We start from the raw sequence: 18,534 nt of genomic DNA, 5'->3' as shown, positions 1-18,534 counted from the left end.
TCAAGGGCACCCGTAACGGACAAAGCGCTATGACGTTGTCGGCTCCGGCGCGTCCCGGCCGACCGGTTCGCCGTCACCCACCGCACCGGCCAGCTCCACCGTCGCCGGCGCGGGGCCCGGCTCACCGGTCAGCGTGAGCATGCCGAACGCGGCGCGGACCGCCACCGGGGTGCCGTCCTCCCGGTAGCAGTAGATGCCGACGTCCAGCGGGGCGTTCATCGAGGCCGAGGTCGAGTCGACGGCGTAGCACCTGCCGGTGACGCCGGTCGGCGCGGCGGCGGGGGAGACCGCCAGCGGCGCCCGCCGGTCGGTGAGCACCTCCAGCCAGTCGGTGAACGGGTGCTGCACCCGGGGGTCCAGCCGACGGGGCACCGCGTCGTCGGCGTCGCCGAGGCGGGCGCAGGAGGCCGGCTCCGCCCGGCCGGCGGAGGGGAGGGCGCACTGGAACAGCCCGTCGGAGGTGGCGGCGAGCGAGACGTCCACCGTGCCGTCGTGCCCCCAGCCGGGCACGTCGACCCGCCAGCTGCCGTCGTCGGCGCTGGTCACCGCGACGGTGCGGGGAGTGCCGCCGGTGGGGGTGAAGGCGTAGGTGGCGGTGAAGTGTCGGTCCTGCGCGGCGGCGGCCACCCCGGCCAGCTCGTCGCGGGCGGCGTCGACCTGCACCGGAACCGGGTCGGCGCCGCCCGCCGGAATCACCGCCGGCGGGTCGGCGCCGCAGCCGGCCAGCACCGTCGGCAGGAGGAGCGCGAGTACGCCGGTCCGCCTCGGAACCGCGCGTCGATGAGCGTGCACCGGCTCATTCTGCTGGCTGGTGGTGGCCCGGGTCAGCCCACCGTACGGCTGTACCGCTTGGCGTGTCCGTGGTCCGCGGGGCTGGTGAGCCGCCCCACGCCGGGGCCGGATGGTGGGATCACCCGACCCGGCGTCGTGGCCCGCCCGATACCCTGAGGAGGTCTGACACACGCCGCCGGACGAAACGCCCGGCGGCGTCGGCACGCTCAGGGTCGTCGCTGGGAGGGAGTGCACCGTCGTGGCACTCGTGGTGCAGAAGTACGGCGGGTCCTCCGTCGCCAACGCCGAGCGGATCAAGCGGGTGGCCGAGCGCATCGTGGCGGCCCGCAAGGCGGGCGACGACGTGGTGGTGGTGGTCTCCGCCATGGGCGACACCACCGACGAGCTGCTCGACCTGGCCAACCAGGTCAGCCCGTTGCCGCCCGGCCGCGAGCTGGACATGCTGCTCACCGCCGGGGAGCGGATCTCCATGGCGCTGCTCGCCATGGCCATCCACAACCTGGGGTACGAGGCCCGCTCGTTCACCGGTTCCCAGGCCGGCGTGATCACCACCTCGGTGCACGGCCGGGCCCGGATCATCGATGTGACCCCGGGGCGGCTCAAGGGCGCGCTGGACGAGGGCGCGGTGGTCATCGTCGCCGGCTTCCAGGGCGTCTCGCAGGACACCAAGGACGTCACCACGCTCGGTCGGGGCGGCTCCGACACCACCGCCGTGGCGCTCGCCGCGGCGCTGCACGCCGACGTCTGCGAGATCTACACCGACGTGGACGGCATCTTCTCCGCCGACCCGCGGATCGTGCCGAACGCCCGGCACATCAAGCAGATCACCTACGAGGAGATGCTGGAGCTGGCCGCCTGCGGCGCGAAGGTGCTGCACCTGCGCAGCGTCGAGTACGCCCGGCGCGCGGGCTTGCCGATCCACGTCCGTTCGTCATACTCGACCAACACCGGCACGATGGTCACCGGATCGATGGAGGACCTTCCTGTGGAACAGGCACTGATCACCGGGGTCGCCCACGACCGCAGCGAGGCGAAGATCACCATCGTCGGGGTGCCGGACGAGCCGGGCGCCGCCGCGCGGATCTTCGACACCGTGGCCGGCGCCGAGATCAACATCGACATGATCGTGCAGAACGTGTCCACCGAGGGCACCGGCCGCACCGACATCTCGTTCACGCTGCCCAAGGCGGACGGCCCGACCGCGATGGCCGCGCTCAGCAAGATCCAGGAGTCGGTCAAGTTCAAGGGCCTGCTCTACGACGACCACGTCGGCAAGGTCTCGCTGATCGGAGCCGGCATGCGCTCGCACCCGGGTGTCGCCGCCGGGTTCTTCGCCGCGCTCGGCGCCGCCGGGGTGAACATCGAGATGATCTCCACCTCGGAGATCCGGGTCTCCGTGGTCTGCCGGGACACCGACCTCGACAAGGCGGTCCGGGCCATCCACGACGCCTTCGAGCTGGGTGGTGACACCGAAGCCGTCGTCTACGCCGGCACCGGGCGGTAGCGCGGATGGCGTCGCTACCCACCCTCGCCGTGGTCGGGGCGACAGGTGCCGTCGGCACGGTGATGTGCCAGATCCTCTCCTCCCGCCGCAACGTGTGGGGTGAGATCCGGTTGCTCGCCTCCGAGCGGTCGGCCGGTCGGCGCATCCTGTGCCGGGGTGAGGAGCTGACTGTCCAGGCGCTCACCGCCGACGCGTTCGACGGTGTCGACGTGGCGATGTTCGACGTGCCGGACGACGTGGCGGCCGAGTGGGCGCCGGTCGCGGTGGCGCGCGGCGCGGTGGTGGTGGACAACTCCGGCGCGTTCCGGATGGACCGGGACGTGCCGCTGGTGGTCCCCGAGATCAACCCCGAGCAGGTGTGCAACCGGCCGAAGGGGATCATCGCCAACGCCAACTGCACCACCCTGGCGATGATCGTGGCGATCGCCCCGCTGCACCGCGAGTACGGCCTGCGCGAGCTGGTCCTCGCCTCCTACCAGGCGGTGTCCGGGGCGGGGCAGGCCGGGGTGGACGCGCTGCACCTCCAGCTCGGCAAGATCGCCGGGGACCGGGTGCTCGGGTCCCGCGCCGGCGACGTGCGCCAGGCGGTCGGCGACGAGCTGGGCCCGTTCCCGGCGCCGTTGGCGCTGAACGTGGTGCCGTGGGCCGGCTCGCTGGCCGACGGCGGCTGGTCCTCCGAGGAGATGAAGCTCCGCAACGAGTCGCGCAAGATCCTCGGGTTGCCCGACCTGAAGATCTCCGCCACCTGCGTCCGGGTGCCCGTGGTGACCGGTCACTCGGTCGCCGTGCACGCGGTCTTCGCCACCGAGGTGGACGCCGAGGGCGCCCGCGAGGTGCTGCGCAACGCGCCGGGCGTGATCCTGGTCGACGACCCGGCGGCCGGGGAGTTCCCGATGCCGATCGACGCGGTCGGCACCGACCCGTCCTGGGTCGGTCGCATCCGCCGCGCCGTGGACGACCCGAGAGCCCTGGACCTCTTCGTAACGGGCGACAACCTCCGCAAGGGCGCCGCCCTCAACACCGCCCAGATCGCCGAACTCCTCGCCAAGGCCCTGACCTCCTGACCTGCCCCCGCTTCCTGCGCGATCTTGCACTTCGTGCCCGGGCATCGTGGACATATGCCGCGCATCAGGGGCCGGAACTGCAAGATCGACGGCGGGTGGGGGATGGGGGTGGGGGTGGTCAGGCGGCGGAGAGGTGGATGCCGTCTCGGCCGTGGCGTTTGACCGCGTAGAGGGCCTGGTCGGCGCGGTGGAGGGTGCGCTCGGGGGTCTCGCCGGGGCGGGGCAGTGCGACGCCGACGCTGATGGTCCGGCCGGTGCGGCGGGCCGCCTCGGTCAGGCGCTCGGCGATCCGGACGGCCTCCTCCGGGCGGCTCACCTCGATCACCGCGACGAACTCGTCGCCCCCGGTCCGGTACAGCTCGTCGCCCTGTCGCAGCGCGCCCTCCAGCGCCCGGGCCAACCCCACCAGCAGTCGGTCGCCGGCCTGGTGGCCGTACGTGTCGTTGACGTCCTTGAACCCGTCCACGTCGATCGCCAGCAGGGCGGTACGCCCCGGCGTGGCGCTGGCGATCCGCCGCCCGAACGGGCCGGTGTGCCGGAGGCCGGTGAGCGGGTCGGAGTTGGCCTGCTCGCGCAGCCGCGCCACCGTACGCAGCCGGTCCCGGCAGGTCCACGCCTGCCCGGCCAGCAACTCGATCAGGTTGACGGTGGTCGGGTCGGGGCGCAGCAGCCGCTCGTCGGCGACCAGCAGCACCCCGCCGGCGGTCGGCGTGCCGACCGGCACCGCCACCAGCGTGCGCGCGCCGGCCCGGGTCAGCGGCAGATACTCCCCGGTCGGCGGGTGCCCCGCCTCGCCCAGCGTGTACGCCGAGCCGTACCGGTGGGCGCGGTCGATCATCCGGTCCAGCGCGACCGGCCCGGCCTCACCCAACTCGGCCCGGATCCGCGCCTCCAACTCACCCGGGGTGTCGGTGGGCGCGTTCAACCGGGGCCCGCGCCGGCCGGTGAGCACCAGCACGGCCGCGGCGAGCGCGGACACGTCCCGGGCGGCGGCGATCGCGGCGGTCGTCAGGTCCCAGTCCGTCGGCGCGGCGGTGAACGCGGCCGCGTGCCGGAGCAGCTTCTCGCTGCGGCTCTCGGCCGGCGGGCCGCCGAGCGCCGCGATCCGGGCGCCGAGCCGGTCGGCCAGGTGCTCGGCGGTCTCCCGCCACGGCGTGAGCCCGACCGGCTCGCTCCACTGCAGGTCGAGTACGCCGATCGGGTGGCCGTCCGGGTCGCGCACCGGCACGCAGAGCTCCGCGGTGACGTCCGGCCGGACCGGCAGGTAGTCCGGGTCGGCGGCCACGTCGGGCACGGCGGCGGTCTCCCCGGTGGCGTAGACCCGTCGCACCACTGACGGCTCGGGCCGGTGGTGGGCCGGCGTGCCGTCGGTCGTGGCCGGGACGTGCGAGAAGACCTGCCAGGCGCCGGTCGCCGCGACGCACCGGAGCCGGTCGTGGACCCGGAGCAGGATCGTCGCGGTCGCCGGGGTGTGCCGGGCGAGCGCGCCGACCGTCCACTGGCACGCCTCCGGCACGGTCGACGCTGTGGGAAGGCGTGCCGTGACGTCGCGGAGAACTCGCTCGTGATCCACGTCGTTCCTGCTCGGAGGGGGTCGGGTGCGATCAAATGTACTCAGCGCGGCGGCCGTCGACCTTCGTACACATGTGCTATCCACAGGCTGTGGACGCGGCCTGTGGGTATCCGCGGGCCTGCGCGGCGCGGCCCGGCGGCGATAGCGTGGAGACCCCGGGCCCCCGAGGAGGCGCCGATGCTCATCGCCCAGCTCAGCGACCCGCACGTGACCACCGGTCCGCTCGCCGCCGAGCCGGCCTCCGGACTGCACCGGGCGCTCGGGTCGGTGCTCGCCCTGCGTCCCCGGCCCGACTGCGTGGTGATCACCGGCGACCTCACCAACAACGGTCGGCCGGACGAATACCTCGCCCTCCGCGAGATCGTCGGGCGCTTCCCCCTGCCCGTCCACCTGGCCACCGGCAACCACGACGACCGTGAGTCACTGCTTGACACGTTCGGCGGCACCCCCCACCTGGCCGGCGGGTTCTCCGCGCACTACCACGTCGACCATCCGGACGCCACGCTCGTGGTGCTCGACTCGCTCACCGCGGGCAGCTCCGATGGGCGGCTCGGCGACGAGCAGCTCGACTGGCTCGACGGCGTGCTCGCCGGCCGCCCGGAGGCGCCCGCCGTCGTGTGCCTGCACCACCCGCCGATCGCGGTGGGCATCCCGGCCGCCGACGCGATCCGGCTCGCCGACGGGGACGCGCTCGCCGCCGTGGTCGCGCGGCACCCCCACGTCGTACGCGTCGCCGCGGGTCACCTGCACCGCCCGGTGGCCAGCGCGTTCGCCGGCACGGTGCTGACCACCGCGCCGAGCACCTGGGTGCAGGCGAGCCTGACCATGACCGACGAGGAGGAGATCGGCCTGGTCGCCGAGCCGACCGCGTTCCTGCTGCACCGGGTGGCCGACGGCGGCTGCGTCACGCACACCGTCCAGGTGAGCCACGCCGCGGGGCGGACCTGCTGGTTCTAACCGCAGTGCCGCTCCTCTGGTATGTCGCGTACGGCTCCAACCTGCACGCGGCGCGGCTCGACTGGTATCTGCGCGGCGGGCGTCCGCCGGGCGGGCTGCGCACGTACCCGGGCTGCCGGGACTGCCGACCACCGGAGCGGACGGTCGCGGCGCTGATCCCCGGCGGCGTCTACTTCGCCGGTGAGTCCCGGGCCTGGACCGGCGGGATGGCGTTCTACGACCCGGGGTTGCCCGGCCGGGCGGCGGCGCGGGGCTACCTGGTGACGGTCGAACAGTTCGCCGACATCGCGGCGCAGGAGATGTACCGGCCACCGGGCGCGGACCTGGGCGGCATCCGCGCGGCGATCACCACCGGCCGGGCCACGCTCGGGGCGGGCCGTTACGAGACGCTGCTGCGGGTCGGCACCCACGACGGCCTGCCGATGCTCACGTTCACCGCCCCGCACCGGGCCGTGGACGTGCCGTGGACCCGGCCGGCGCCGGTCTACCTCGGCATGCTGGCGCGGGGGCTGCGGGAGGCGCACGGCTGGGACGTCGCGCGGACCGTCGACTACCTGGCGGGCCGGCCCGGGGTCGCCGGTCGGTGGAGCCGGTCGGCGCTGCGCGTGGTGGCCGGCGGAGGACCTCCCTCCGACGGTGAGTCGAGTTCGGACAGTTCGGTTCGGGTGCCGGTCCGTCCGGTGTGAACGACCGTTCGGCTCGCGACGGGTGGTCCGCCGGGAGTTTTTCCGGTTAGGAAGGTTGCCAGCGCAACGGTTTCCGCGTGACATGAGCGACGGCGCCGGCTCCCTGGTCCCTGGGGGCCGGCGCCCTGGGTGCCACCGCGGAACGACAGCGTGCCCCGTGCGGGAATTCACCTGACCGTCATGTCGGACTCGTCGGGCAGACCGGCACGGGTCGCCCAGCGGGGCGAGGATTCCGGATGCCGCCCCGGTCGACCTGCGGGCCGGTGGATGAGAAGCTACCCCCGGCGGGGCGGCGTTCCCCCGAGTGCCGCCTTCCGCGATCGACCCCTGTCACGGCACGGATCAGGGTCACCGGGCGAACCATCGTCCGGACACCACGCGCCGGTATCTCACGAGGAGTTCCATGTCCGTCCCCGGGATGCGCCGCCGGGCCGCCGTCGGCCTGGCCGCACTCGCCGTGACCGCCTTCAGCGCGGTCGCCGTCACCCCCGACCAGGCCGAGGCCCACTCGAAGCCGGTCGACGTCCAGCTGCTCGCGATCAACGACTTCCACGGCAACCTGGAGCCGCCGAGCGGGTCCAGCGGCACCATCGACGGTCAGCCCGCCGGTGGCGCGGAATACCTGGCCAGCCACCTGAAGGCCATGCGCGCGGCCGCCCAGCAGCAGGGCAAGGGCACGGTCACGGTCGCCGCCGGTGACCTGATCGGCGCCTCGCCGCTGCTCTCCGCCGCGTTCCACGACGAGCCCACCATCGAGGAGATGAACCTCGCCGGGCTCGAGTTCGCCAGCGTCGGCAACCACGAGTTCGACGAGGGCGCGGCCGAGCTGCTGCGGATGCAGCGCGGTGGCTGCCACCCGGTGGACGGCTGCGCCGACGGCACCCCGTTCGAGGGCGCCACGTTCAAGTACCTCTCGGCGAACGCCTTCAAGACCAAGACCGGCCTGCCGCTGATGCAGCCGTTCGGCATCAAGATCGTCAAGGGTGTGCCGATCGGTTTCATCGGGATGACCCTGGAGGGCACCCCGAACATCGTCAGCCAGCAGGGCGTCGCCGGCCTGCGCTTCACCGACGAGGCCGACACCGCCAACAAGTACGCCAGGATCCTGCGGCTGCTCGGCGTCAAGAGCATCGTCGTGCTGCTGCACGAGGGCGGTGTGCAGAACGGTGGCGGCATCAACGACTGCACCGGGTTCAGCGGCCCGATCGTCGACATCGCCAACCGGATGGACCCGTCCATCGACGTGATCGTCAGCGGGCACACCCACGCCGCGTACAACTGCAACATCAACGGCAAGCTGGTCACCAGCGCCAGCTCGTTCGGCCGCCTGGTCACCGACATCAACCTGAAGATCGACCCGCGTACCCGGGACGTCATCAGCGCGTCGGCCAACAACGTCGTGGTCACCCGGACCGTCGAGAAGGACCCGGCCTCGACCGAGCTGATCAACCGGTACAAGACCGCCCTCGGCCCGGTGGCCGACCGGGTGGTCGGCGAGACCGCCACCGCGATCACCAAGACCCAGGAGAACCTGTACCAGACCGGGGTCGACGCGAACGGCAAGCCGACGTACCAGACCGGTGAGTCGCCGCTGGGCAACCTGATCGCGGACGCCCAGCTCGCCGCGACCGACACCGAGCAGAACGCGGTCGCCGCGTTCATGAACCCCGGTGGTGTCCGCGCCGACCTCGACGCCGGCCCGGTCACCTACGCCGAGGCGTTCACCGTCCAGCCGTTCGCCAACAACCTGGTGACGCTGGACCTGACCGGCGCCCAGCTCTACTGCATGCTGGAGCAGCAGTTCACCGTGGCCCGGGTGCTCTACGCGTCCTCGACCGTGAACTACGTCGTCGACGTCAACGGCGCCACCGCGCCGGCTGGCACCCCGTGCGCCGGCACCCGGGTGGTCCGGGGCAGCCTCACCATCAACGGCACCCCGGTGACCGACACCGCGACCTACCGCGTCACGGTGAACAACTTCCTCGCCGGTGGTGGCGACGGCTTCAGCGTCCTGACCGGAGGCACCAACGCGGTGACCGGCCAGATCGACCTGGACGCCTTCACCGCGTACCTGACCGAGAAGTCGCCGGTGTCCGCGCCGGCGCTGGACCGGATCCGGACCACCGCGGAGGTTCCCGCCGCCTGACGGCACCGCACCGCCAACGGGCCCCGGAGCGCTGCTCCGGGGCCCGTTGCTCGTCCGGGTCGGGCGTCAGGCCGCTGTGGGCAGGGACTCCGGCGCGGGGGTGGGGCGGCCGTCCTGCGCGGCGGTGAGCAGGGGGCGCAGTGACAGGGCGAGCAGTGAGGCGGCCAGGCATCCGCCCACCACCACGGCCACCCACACCCGCCCGTCGGCCGCGCCGATCAGGGGCCCGGCGGTGACCGGGCCGACCACCCCGCTGATCCCGAAGATCATCGAACTCATGGCATTGTACCGACCGCGCAGCTCGTCGGTGGCCAGCGCGTTGGTCAGGGCCGGCATCACCGGCGACAGCATCGTCTCGCCGAACCCGAAGATCGCCGAGCAGGCCACCACGCCGAGCGCCGCGAGCACCGCGTTGCCACCGCCGACGACACCGGCCGCACCGAGCACCAGCCAGGCGCCCGCGAAGACCGCGCCGACCGTCGCCAGCGCGCCGGTGCGGCTGCGCCCCTCCAGCCGGCGGAGCACCAGCAGTTGGGAGAGCACGATCATCACGGTGTTCGCGGCCAGCGCCCATGCCACCACGCGGGGCGTCACCTCCACCACCCGCACCGAGTACGCGGCGAAGCCCACCTCGATCTGCGCGTACCCGCAGGTGGTGAGCACCAGGCCGAAGACGACCAGCCGGCGGAACGGCCGATCCCGCAACACCGTCAGGTAGCCACCGCTGACCGGGGTGACGCCGCCCTCCGGGGCCGCGGTCGCGGCCGGGCGACGCCCGACGTGGGGCAGGGTGAGCAGGATCAGGGCGGGGGTCAGATAGCTCACCGCGTCCAGCAGGTAGATCGCCTGGAACGTGGCCGGCCGGGCCACGTCGACCACCGCGCCGGAGATCAGGCCGCCGACGCCGATGCCGAGGTTGAGCAGGGCGAAGTTCAACCCGAAGACACGCTGTCGCTCGCCGTCGCCGGTGAGCGACGCGAGGATGGTGTTCTGCCCGGCCCAGATCGCCGAGCTGCCGACCGCCACCAGGGTCATCACCCCGAACGCCGACGCGGTCGAGTCGACCAGCGCCAGCGACCCGGTGCCGACCGCCTCGACCACCAGGCACGGCAGCACCACCCGCCGGGCACCGAACCGGTCGATCAGCGTCCCGCCCAGCGGAGAGAGCGCCAACGTCACCGCGCCGAACCAGCCGATCACCAGACCTGCCCGGGCGTCGGTCAGCCCGCGTACGTCCGTCAGGTAGATGAACAGGAACGGCAGGGTGAGGCCGCGCCCGACCGCGGAGAGCAGCGTGCCGATGAGGATCCGGCGGGCTTCGGGACGGGCGGGCAGGGCGCGGCGCAGCATGGCTGGATTCTGTGCGGCGGGTACGACGGCCGCGACCCGTTTACCCCGCGCCCGCCACGGGCGCGGAGCCGGAAGGTGAGCAAGCACACCCGGTCTGCCATGCTGGCCCGGTGAGCACGACCTGGCGTCACCTGCCCGCCCCGGCCCGCGAGATCGCCGAGACCGCCACGGGCGCGGTCGCCGCCGCCCGGGACCGGGACGGGGCCGCGTACCGCCCGGCCGTCGAACGGCTCGCCGTGGCCGACCGGGCCGGGCTGGTGCTCGGCGGCGCGGTGCGCCTGCTGCTGGAGGACGGGCACCCGGACGGGTTGGACGGCGACGACGTGCGTCAGGTCCTGGAGCGCTGCGCCCGGTCGGCCGCCACGTGGTGGCCCGAGGTCGACCCGCACGTGCTGCTGGTGCTGTTGGCCGGCGCGCTCGGCGTCTACGACCCGGGCGACGACGAGAACCCGCCCGACCCGGCGGCCGTCGCCCGGCACGCCCCGCTGCTCGTGGCCGACCTGCTCGCGGTCACCGGACGGCCGTTCGCCGACTACCTGAACGCGGCGTTCGCCGAAGTGGCCCGCACCGAGCTGCACGACTGACCGGCCGAGCCGGTCACGGGCTGGCGGCCAGGAAGACGAACGCGGCGAGCAGCACCAGGTGCACCCCGCCCTGGAGCACGGTGGCGCGCCCGGGCACCACGGTCAGCACGCCGGTCACCGCGGTCAGCGCGAGCAACGTCATCTGGGTGCCGCCCAGACCCAGCAGCAGCGGGCCGTCCAGCCAGATCGACGCGATCGCGATGGCCGGGATGGTCAGGCCGATGCTGGCCATGGCCGAACCGAGGGCGAGGTTGAGGCTGATCTGCACCCGGTCCCGTCGGGCCGCCCGGGCGGCGGCCAGCGTCTCCGGCGCCAGCACCAGCAGGGCGATGACCACGCCGACGAACGCCTGCGGCAGGTTGGCCGCCTGGACGGCGGACTCGATCGCCGGGGAGATGGTCTTCGCGTCGCCGACCACCGCGACCAACGCCACGACCAGCAGCGCCAGGCTGACCAGGGCGGTACGCGTGGACGGCGGTTCGGCGTGCCCGTCGCCGTCGCGGTCCTCGGCCATGATGCTGCCCTCCTGGGTGACCGGGAGGAAGTAGTCGCGGTGCCGGCCGGTCTGCACCATCACGAAGAGCAGGTAGAGAGCCAACGAGGCGACCGCCGCGAAGGCGAGCTGAGCGGGGGAGAACTCCGGACCGGGGCGGCTCGTGGTGAACGTCGGCACCACCAGGCTGAGCGTGGCGAGGGTGGCCACCGTCGCCAGGGCCCCGCCGGTGCCCTCCGGGTTGAACACCGCCACCTGACGGCGCAGCGCGCCGAGCAGCAGGGCCAGACCGAGGATGCCGTTGCAGGTGATCATCACGGCGGCGAAGACGGTGTCCCGGGCCAGCGCCTGCGTCTTGTCCCCACCGCTGATCATCAGGGTGACGATCAGACCGACCTCGATCACGGTGACCGCGACCGCCAGCACCAGTGAGCCGTACGGCTCACCGACCTTGTGGGCCACCACCTCCGCGTGGTGCACGGCCGCCAGCACGGCGGCCGCGAGCAGTGCGGCCACCACGGCGATGAGCACACCGGGCAGCTCCCGGCCCCACGTGACCACGAGCAGGAGCACGGCGACCAGGGGTACGACAGTGGTCCAATCGGTCAGGCGGGATCGGATCATCGCTGGCATGCGTCAACCATGCCAGGTGAATCGATCAACCGCCCGTGGCCGGACGCCTTCGCACCGCTTGTTCCCGTCCCGCTCGACGCCGCGAGCGCCCGCCGCCGTGGCGGTGCGACAGTCCACACCGCTCGGGCGCCCCGGTGGCAGGAGGTGGCCGATGGCTGGTGCCGAACCGGCGTTCGAGGAGTTCGTCCGGGCACGTCGGGCGGCGCTCGCCCGGCTCGGTGCGGCGTGGCCCGGCCGGGGTGCACCCCCGAGGTTGCTCACCCTGCGTACGACGGAGGCGGAGCTGGTCGTGCTCGACCTGGGAGCGAACCGTTGAGCAGGGCGGGCAGTTCGGTCAGGCTCGCGAACGAGGGCCCGTCCCAAACCGGGTCGGTGTCCTGGTGCTCCGTGGTCCGCAGCACGGTCATCCCGACCGCGGTTGCCCCGGCCAGCTCGCCGTCCGCGCCGTCACCGACGTAGAAGCAGTCGCCGGGTGCGACGCCCAGCCGCTCGGCCGCGTGGCGGTAGATCGCCGGGTCGGGCTTGGCCAGCCCGACGTCGCTGGAGAAGACCGTGACGTCGAAGCGGTGGGCCAGGGCGGTCCCGGGCCACGCCTCGGCGGTCTCGGCGGTCGCGTTGCTGATCAGGGCCAGCGGCCGCCCGCCCGCGCGCAGCGCGTCGAGCACGTCCAGGACGGCGGGCGAGACGCTGCCCAGCACCCGGCGCGCGAGCGCCCGGCGGTGCTCGGCGGCCCGGCTCACCTGCTCGTCGGTCGGCGTGCCGCCGAGCCTGCCGGCGAGGATCCGGATCGTCTCCTCGACGTCCCAGCGGACCAGCCGGTCACGCCACGTCGCGTGGTACGCGGCGACCAGCGCGTCCGGCGGCACCCCGACGACGAGCGCCATCTCGCCGACCACCCGGTCGCGCTCGGCGTCGGCCCCGTGGACCAGGGTGTGGAACAGATCGAAGATCACCGGCCGGGCCATGCGGGCATCCTACTGAGACGGCGACCGCCGTCACTCCGGCCCTTCTCCGGAGACGCGGAACGTGCTTGCCGCAGACGGTTCGGGGAGGGAAGGGTGCTGCGCGTGACGCACTCTCCCCTCGGCCTGACCATCCCGTCAGGTCTCTCCCCTCAGCGCCGCCGCCTGCTGACCGAGCTGGCGGCCCGGAACGACGCGGATCACGGCGCGGACCTGCTGGGCCTGGTCCTCTCCGGTTCGGTGGGCCGGGGTGTCGCCACCGAGCGCTCGGACCTGGACGTCTACGTCGTGCTCACCGACGAGGGCATGGGCGGCCGCAGGACGACCCGATCCCCTGACGTCGACGAGATTCCGGTCCCGCTGTCCCAGCTGGAAGAGGTGCCGCCGTTCGGGAGCGGGGGCTGGTGGTTCCGCTGGTCGTTCGCCTGGGTCCCGATCCTCCTTGACCGCACCGAGGGCCGGTTGCCGGTAGCGCTTCATCGAGCGGCCACGGTCACGCCCGACGAGGCGGAGGCGATCCTGGTCGAGCACGACCGCCTGGACGGGTGGCTGAACTATGCCTACCGCGCCCTCAAGAGCGATCGGGACGGGCGCGGACTGGAATGCCGGCTCGATGCCGCCGAGTCGGTGCCCTGGTTGCTGGACGTCATCTTCACGTTGGCCGGACGGGTGCGCCCCTACCACAAGTACCTGCCCTGGGAACTGGGTGAACACCCACTGCCCGGGTGGGAGGCGGGCGAACTCCTGCCCCTGGTGGAGGCCACCCTGGACGGCGATCCGGCCGCCATCCGGACCACCTTCGCGCGGGTCGAGAGGCTCTGCGCGACCTTCGACGACGAGCGTTCCGGGCCGGTGCTGACCCCCGTCTTCGACGGCTGGGGAGACGAGCTGCAGATCTTCCGGAAGTGAACGGGCGGGGATGCACCAGAGGGCACATCCATGGATCGGATGTGCCCTCTGACCTCTGGTCGGGGTGGCCGGATTCGAACCGACGACCTCTTCGTCCCGAACGAAGCGCGCTACCAAGCTGCGCCACACCCCGAGGCGTGCCGACAAATAGTAGCCCACCCGCCTCCGAGGTCAAACTCGGTACCCCTGCCTCGCCGCCGGCGTCCGATCCTGGTACGCGGCCGCCCTCCCACGGGCCGGCGCGTACCAAGATCTGCCGAGCGATCCGTCAGCGGGAGATCAGGGTCAGGATGCTCGCCTCGGGCGGGCAGGCGAAGCGGACCGGGGCGGTGGGGTGGGTGCCCAGGCCGGCGGAGACGTGCAGCCACGAGTCCGAGCCGGGCCAGCGGTGCAGCCCGCGCGCCATCGACCGGGGCAGCCCGCAGTTGGTCACCAGCGCGCCGTACCCGGGCACGCAGACCTGCCCGCCGTGGGTGTGCCCGGCGAGCAGCAGCCCGAAGCCGTCGGCGGCCATCCGGTCCAGCACCGCCGGTTCCGGCGAGTGCGCCAGGGCGATCGACAGCGCGGCGGAGTCGCCGACCGGACCGGCCACGGCGTCGTAGTCGTCCCGCTCGATGTGCGGGTCGTCCACCCCGACCAGTTCGATCTCCCGGCCGCCGGCCTTGAGCGTGGTGCGGGCGTTGTTCAGGTCGGCCCAGCCGGCGCCGGTGAGGATGTCGCGCAGTTCCTCGTACGGCAGCGCCACGCCCTCGGTGTACTCCCGGTCGGGCAGGAAGTAGGCGAACGGGTTCTTCAGGACCGGCCCGGTGTAGTCGTTGGAGCCGAAGACGAAGGCGCCGGGCAGGTCGAGCAGCGGTTGCAGGGCGCGCAGCACGCCGGGCACCGCCTCCGGGTCGGCCATGTTGTCGCCGGTCACCACCACCAGGTCCGGGTCGAGCGCGGCCAGCGAGGCCACCCAGTCCTGCTTGCGGCGCTGGCCGGGCATCATGTGCAGGTCCGACAGGTGGAGCACGCGCAGCGGTTCGGCGTCGGTCGGGAGCGCCGGCACGTCGTACCGGCGGAGGGTGAACAGATTGCGTTCGAGGAGCGACGCGTATGCCAGGGTGGCCGCGCCGACGGCGGCGGTCCCGGCCGCGAGCCGGAATAGTGTGCGCTTTCGCATGGCGTTCAGGGTAGTTTCACCGTCCATGAGCACGCTGAAGGACCGTCTCACCGCCGACATGCGCGCCGCCCTGAAGGCGCGCGACGAGCTGACCACCTCCACGCTGCGGATGGCCCTCGCGGCCGTCGGCACCGCCGAGGTCGCCGGCCGGGAAAAGCGCGAGCTCAGCGACGACGAGGTGCTCGCGGTGCTGACCAAGGAAGCGAAGAAGCGGCGTGAGGCGGCGACCGCCTTCGCCGACGCCGGGCGCGCCGAGCAGGCCGGCAAGGAGACCGCCGAGGGTGAGGTGCTGGAGCGCTACCTGCCGAAGCAGCTCTCCGACGAGGAGCTGGCCGAGCTGGTCGCGGGGGCGCTCGCCGCGGGCGGCTTCACCGGCAAGGCGCAGATGGGCCCGGCCATGAAGGCGGCCCAGGGTGCGGTGGCCGGCCGGGCCGAGGGCGGCCGGGTCGCCGCCGAGGTGCGCCGCCAGCTCGGCCTCTGACCGCCTCCGACCGCCGCCGACCGACGAAACGGGCGGGCACCCCCTGGGGTGCCCGCCCGTCGTCGCTCTCCGGTCAGCCGCGTGGACGCCCCGGCCGGCCGTTGCCGTTGCCCGGGGGAGCCGGGGGCCCGCCCGGACCGGCGCTGTTGCCGGGCGCCGGCCCGCCCGGGCCGGAGCTGACCTCGATCATGACCACGCCGCCCTTGATGGTGCGCCCGTCCGGGCTGGTGCCGGCCGCGGTGCCGGCCGGGCACTCCGACGGCACCTTGTTGCTGGAGACGACCGGCTCGAAGCCGGCACCCTTCAGCCGGGACTTCGCGGTCTCGACGGACTCGCACTTCACGCCGGGGATCGAGCGCTGGTCACCCAGGACGATCTTGCCGCTGGGCGGGGTGAAGTCCTTCCGCTCCTTGCCCCTCATGGCGTCCCGCAGCGTCTCGTAGACCGCCGGGTTGATGCCGTTCGGCACGTCGTGGCCCATCTTCTGGGTGGTCTGGGCCCAGTCCGGGTCGGCCATGATGCCGGCCACCGCGTACTGCTTGGTCATGGCGACCAGCGAGGAGGTCTTCTCCGAGTCGGTGGTGCCGGACTTGCCGGCCACCGGCGCCTTCACGATGCCGCGGACGTTGCCGGCGGTGGCGGTGCCGCACTTCGAGGTGGAGGAGCGGTCGCCGACCGGGCAGCGGGCGGCGTCGACGGCGGCGCGGGCCACCTCGGTGCTGATCCGCTGCTCGCACTGCGGCTTGGCGATGTCGAGCTTCTCGCCGTCCGGCCCGCGGATCTCCTGCACCGGGATCGGCTCGCAGTATTTTCCGTCGGCGGCCAGCGTGGCGTAGGCGTTGGCCAGCTCCAGCGGGGTGGTCTGCGAGACGCCGAGGCTGAACGCGCCCCACTGGTGCGGGTTGGCGGCGAGCTGTGCGTCGCTGGACGAGCGGAACGAGATGCCCATCTTCTGCGCCGCCTTGACCGCGTTCTCCGCGCCGACCCGCTGCTGGAGGTCGATGAAGAACGTGTTCACCGAGAAGCCGAAGCCGCTCCACATGGTGTGCGTGCCGGCCATCGACTTGTTGGCGTTGGTCGGGCAGTACTTGCTGGTGCCCTTGCAGGCGGCCGGTGAGTTGAACTCGACCGGGTAGTCGGACTTGAACTGATCCGGCGCGTTGATGGTGTAGCTGAGCGGGTAGCCCTTCTCCAGCGCGGCCACCAGCGTGAAGATCTTGAAGGTCGAGCCGGCCTGATAGCCGGCGATGCCCGGGCCGCCGGTGATCAGCGGGTTCACCGTGTTCGGGTAGTTGCCCCGGATCTTCTTCTTGGCCTTGCGCGGGTCGCTGGAGATCTTGTTCTGCGGGTTGGCCGGGTCGTCGAGCTTGAAGTTCCGGTTCACCGCCACGGCCCGCACCCGGCCGGTGCCGGGCTCGATCACGGCCACCATCCGGGCCGCCTTGCTGCTCTCGCTCAGGTGGTTGCGCACCGCCTTGTCGGCGGCCTTCTGGGCCTGCACGTCGAGGCTGGTGACGATGCTGTAGCCGCCGCTCTTCAGCCGCCGCTCGCGGTCGTACGAGGTGCCGCCGAACGTCTCCTGCTGGAGCCACCAGCGGTAGAAGTAGTCGCAGAAGAAGCCCCAGGAACGGGTGGTGGTCTGCACGCAGCCGTTCGGGGTGCGCTTGCCCTTGACCACGAGCTTGACCTTCTTGGCGGCGTCCGCCTCGGCCTGGGTGATCGCGCCGATCTGCGCCATGTTGTCGATGACGTAGTCACGCCGGCCGACCGCGTCCGGGTAGCCGGCCTTGGTGGTGGGGTTGAAGTCGGTCGGCGCCTTCACCAGGCCGGCGAGCATGGCCGACTCCTGGATGTCGAGCTTGCTCGGCGGCTTGCCGAAGTAGACCTGGCTGGCGGCGTAGATGCCGTAGGCGCCGTTGCCGAACGCGGCGATGTTCAGGTAGCGCTCCAGGATCTCGTCCTTGGAGAGCTCCTTGTCGACCTGGAGCGCCAGGCTCATCTCGCGCAGCTTGCGGGTGCTGGTGTCCTCGGTGGCGGCGACCACGTCGGCCGGGTGGGTGGCCGAGTAGGAGATGGCCAGCCGGACGTACTGCATGGTGAGCGTCGACGCGCCCTGCCGGGACGAGCCGGCGGACTGGTTGTTGACGAACGCCCGGGCCACGCCGTTGAGGTCCACACCGTTGTGCTTGTAGAAGTCGTGGTCCTCGGCCGCGACGATGGCCTTCTGCATGTACGGCGAGATGTCCTTGAGCTTGACGTCCTTGCGGTTCTCGTCGTACATGGTGGCCAGCGGCGTCTTGCCGTCCGAGGCCAGCAGGTAGGTGATCTGCGGGGCCCGGGCCACCGTCAGTTCCTTGGGCAGCGCGCCGAATGTCTCGGCACCCGCCTTGGCGGCAAGTCCGGACATCGCCACTGCGGGGAAGGCCGCCGCGGCGACCACCACGCCGGCCAGTAGGCCACAGATCAGTAGCGATGCGGCGTTGGTAAACACGTTGTGGTCACGTTTCCGCATCCAGGTCACCTCGACAGGGTACGCGAGCAGGGATCGGCGGGCGCGCGGGGAACTTTCCCCATTTCCTGCACGCGCCGGCCTCGTTGTGCTAAACGCACGAGCCCTGGTGCGGGGTTGCGTGAGATCGCGGAAGTGTCCTCCGGACTTCGGACGCGGCGCAGCGTTTTCCCGTACCCGAGCCGGGTAGACGGCGGGCGAAGGCCCGGGAAGCCGGGAGTGTCCGGAATGATGGATTTAGCCGACAACGTTGCGTAATCGTACGACTACCCAGCATGATGGTGGCGGCGACCGCAGCCACACGTCGTCCGCGCCGCCCTGGGGAGGCCGGCCGGACGACCGGGGGGTTCCGAAGAGCTGGCTGCTCGCGCGAAGTCGGTAGGTACTGCAAGGGGGGACGTGTACAGATGGGCATGATCACTGACTGGCCGTCACTGGCGGCGTGTCAGAACGGGGACCCGGACGCGTTGTTCGTACAGGGCGCCGAACAGAACGTGGCGAAGAGGATCTGCCGGAGCTGCCCAGTTCGGTACGAGTGCCTGGCCGACGCGCTCGACAACCGGATCGAGTTCGGTGTGTGGGGTGGCATGACCGAACGCGAGCGACGCGCGCTGCTGCGGCGGCACCCGCAGGTGACCAGTTGGCGCAAGATGTTCGAGGCGGCCATGAAGAAGAACGCCAAGGAGAAGGCCGGCAAGGACAAGGTCCTGGTCACCACCGCCACCTGAC

General features: G+C 72.3%; 16 protein-coding genes and 1 tRNA gene. 9 read left to right on the top strand and 8 right to left on the bottom strand.

The window, feature by feature from the left end; translation table 11 throughout:
• Nucleotides 1-27: 27 nt before the first annotated feature.
• The gene (locus O7600_RS17305; RefSeq protein WP_281588644.1) at nt 28-792 is read right to left on the bottom strand and encodes a hypothetical protein; all 765 of its coding nucleotides are present in this window, start codon (nt 790-792) and stop codon (nt 28-30) included.
• Nucleotides 793-1,030: 238 nt separating this feature from the next.
• On the opposite strand from O7600_RS17305, the gene O7600_RS17300 reads away from it, so the two are divergent.
• Entirely contained in the window at nt 1,031-2,296 is a 1,266-nt protein-coding gene (locus tag O7600_RS17300) for an aspartate kinase (protein WP_281588642.1), read from the top strand.
• Nucleotides 2,297-2,301: 5 nt separating this feature from the next.
• Nucleotides 2,302-3,360 carry an aspartate-semialdehyde dehydrogenase gene (locus tag O7600_RS17295; protein WP_281588639.1) on the top strand — a complete coding sequence of 353 codons (1,059 nt, stop codon included), beginning with the start codon at nt 2,302-2,304 and terminating at the stop codon, nt 3,358-3,360.
• Between the two features lie 118 nt (nt 3,361-3,478).
• Here O7600_RS17295 and O7600_RS17290 read toward each other — a convergent pair whose 3' ends face one another.
• On the bottom strand, nt 3,479-4,933 hold the full coding sequence (locus tag O7600_RS17290) for a sensor domain-containing diguanylate cyclase (RefSeq protein WP_281588637.1): 1,455 nt from the start codon (nt 4,931-4,933) through the stop codon (nt 3,479-3,481).
• Between the two features lie 177 nt (nt 4,934-5,110).
• On the opposite strand from O7600_RS17290, the gene O7600_RS17285 reads away from it, so the two are divergent.
• The 3 genes from O7600_RS17285 (at nt 5,111) to O7600_RS17275 (ending at nt 8,722) form a co-directional block, all read left to right on the top strand.
• Nucleotides 5,111-5,890 carry a phosphodiesterase gene (locus O7600_RS17285; RefSeq protein WP_281588635.1) on the top strand — a complete coding sequence of 260 codons (780 nt, stop codon included), beginning with the start codon at nt 5,111-5,113 and terminating at the stop codon, nt 5,888-5,890.
• Nucleotides 5,891-5,895: 5 nt separating this feature from the next.
• A complete protein-coding gene (locus tag O7600_RS17280) occupies nt 5,896-6,576 on the top strand; it encodes a histone deacetylase (RefSeq protein ID WP_281588633.1) in 681 nt (226 codons plus the stop codon).
• A gap of 403 nt (nt 6,577-6,979) precedes the next feature.
• The gene (locus O7600_RS17275; RefSeq protein ID WP_281588631.1) at nt 6,980-8,722 is read left to right on the top strand and encodes a bifunctional metallophosphatase/5'-nucleotidase; all 1,743 of its coding nucleotides are present in this window, start codon (nt 6,980-6,982) and stop codon (nt 8,720-8,722) included.
• Nucleotides 8,723-8,788: 66 nt separating this feature from the next.
• Here O7600_RS17275 and O7600_RS17270 read toward each other — a convergent pair whose 3' ends face one another.
• On the bottom strand, nt 8,789-10,072 hold the full coding sequence (locus O7600_RS17270) for an MFS transporter (RefSeq protein ID WP_281588629.1): 1,284 nt from the start codon (nt 10,070-10,072) through the stop codon (nt 8,789-8,791).
• Nucleotides 10,073-10,182: 110 nt separating this feature from the next.
• Between O7600_RS17270 and O7600_RS17265 the strand changes: the two genes are divergently transcribed.
• Entirely contained in the window at nt 10,183-10,656 is a 474-nt protein-coding gene (locus tag O7600_RS17265) for a hypothetical protein (RefSeq protein ID WP_281588627.1), read from the top strand.
• Between the two features lie 13 nt (nt 10,657-10,669).
• On the opposite strand, the gene O7600_RS17260 is transcribed toward O7600_RS17265, so the two are convergent.
• Nucleotides 10,670-11,773, bottom strand: a complete 1,104-nt coding sequence (locus tag O7600_RS17260; protein ID WP_281594184.1) for an ionic transporter y4hA — start codon at nt 11,771-11,773, stop codon at nt 10,670-10,672.
• Between the two features lie 266 nt (nt 11,774-12,039).
• On the bottom strand, nt 12,040-12,747 hold the full coding sequence (locus O7600_RS17255) for an HAD family hydrolase (protein ID WP_281588626.1): 708 nt from the start codon (nt 12,745-12,747) through the stop codon (nt 12,040-12,042).
• 93 nt (nt 12,748-12,840) lie between these two features.
• On the opposite strand from O7600_RS17255, the gene O7600_RS17250 reads away from it, so the two are divergent.
• A complete protein-coding gene (locus O7600_RS17250) occupies nt 12,841-13,653 on the top strand; it encodes a nucleotidyltransferase domain-containing protein (RefSeq protein WP_281588625.1) in 813 nt (270 codons plus the stop codon).
• Nucleotides 13,654-13,709: 56 nt separating this feature from the next.
• On the opposite strand, the gene O7600_RS17245 is transcribed toward O7600_RS17250, so the two are convergent.
• Nucleotides 13,710-13,786: transfer RNA gene (locus O7600_RS17245), tRNA-Pro, on the bottom strand.
• Between the two features lie 135 nt (nt 13,787-13,921).
• Nucleotides 13,922-14,815: a metallophosphoesterase gene (locus O7600_RS17240; protein ID WP_281588624.1), complete on the bottom strand. Its 894-nt coding sequence runs from the start codon at nt 14,813-14,815 to the stop codon at nt 13,922-13,924.
• A gap of 25 nt (nt 14,816-14,840) precedes the next feature.
• Between O7600_RS17240 and O7600_RS17235 the strand changes: the two genes are divergently transcribed.
• Nucleotides 14,841-15,296: a GatB/YqeY domain-containing protein gene (locus O7600_RS17235; RefSeq protein WP_281588623.1), complete on the top strand. Its 456-nt coding sequence runs from the start codon at nt 14,841-14,843 to the stop codon at nt 15,294-15,296.
• A 73-nt stretch (nt 15,297-15,369) separates the two neighbouring features.
• Here O7600_RS17235 and O7600_RS17230 read toward each other — a convergent pair whose 3' ends face one another.
• A complete protein-coding gene (locus O7600_RS17230) occupies nt 15,370-17,808 on the bottom strand; it encodes a transglycosylase domain-containing protein (protein ID WP_281588622.1) in 2,439 nt (812 codons plus the stop codon).
• 404 nt (nt 17,809-18,212) lie between these two features.
• Here O7600_RS17230 and O7600_RS17225 point away from each other — a divergent pair, with 404 nt between their 5' ends.
• Complete coding sequence (locus tag O7600_RS17225; protein ID WP_043327856.1) at nt 18,213-18,533, top strand: WhiB family transcriptional regulator; 321 nt, start codon at nt 18,213-18,215, stop codon at nt 18,531-18,533.
• Nucleotide 18,534 lies beyond the last annotated feature (1 nt).

Source organism: Micromonospora sp. WMMA1998 (assembly GCF_027497375.1).
Lineage (GTDB): Bacteria > Actinomycetota > Actinomycetes > Mycobacteriales > Micromonosporaceae > Micromonospora > Micromonospora sediminicola.
Note: the sequence above shows the minus strand (reverse complement) of the source record. Positions and strands in the feature narration are given on the sequence as shown.

Coding starts and splice junctions, on each gene's coding strand:
- O7600_RS17295 (WP_281588639.1), top strand. CDS start 2,302: ATGGCGTCGCTACCCACCCTCGCCGTGGTCGGGGCGACAGGTGCCGTC.
- O7600_RS17225 (WP_043327856.1), top strand. CDS start 18,213: ATGGGCATGATCACTGACTGGCCGTCACTGGCGGCGTGTCAGAACGGG.
- O7600_RS17285 (WP_281588635.1), top strand. CDS start 5,111: ATGCTCATCGCCCAGCTCAGCGACCCGCACGTGACCACCGGTCCGCTC.
- O7600_RS17275 (WP_281588631.1), top strand. CDS start 6,980: ATGTCCGTCCCCGGGATGCGCCGCCGGGCCGCCGTCGGCCTGGCCGCA.
- O7600_RS17260 (WP_281594184.1), bottom strand. CDS start 11,773: ATGATCCGATCCCGCCTGACCGATTGGACCACTGTCGTACCCCTGGTC.
- O7600_RS17255 (WP_281588626.1), bottom strand. CDS start 12,747: ATGGCCCGGCCGGTGATCTTCGATCTGTTCCACACCCTGGTCCACGGG.
- O7600_RS17230 (WP_281588622.1), bottom strand. CDS start 17,808: ATGCGGAAACGTGACCACAACGTGTTTACCAACGCCGCATCGCTACTG.
- O7600_RS17240 (WP_281588624.1), bottom strand. CDS start 14,815: ATGCGAAAGCGCACACTATTCCGGCTCGCGGCCGGGACCGCCGCCGTC.
- O7600_RS17270 (WP_281588629.1), bottom strand. CDS start 10,072: ATGCTGCGCCGCGCCCTGCCCGCCCGTCCCGAAGCCCGCCGGATCCTC.
- O7600_RS17235 (WP_281588623.1), top strand. CDS start 14,841: ATGAGCACGCTGAAGGACCGTCTCACCGCCGACATGCGCGCCGCCCTG.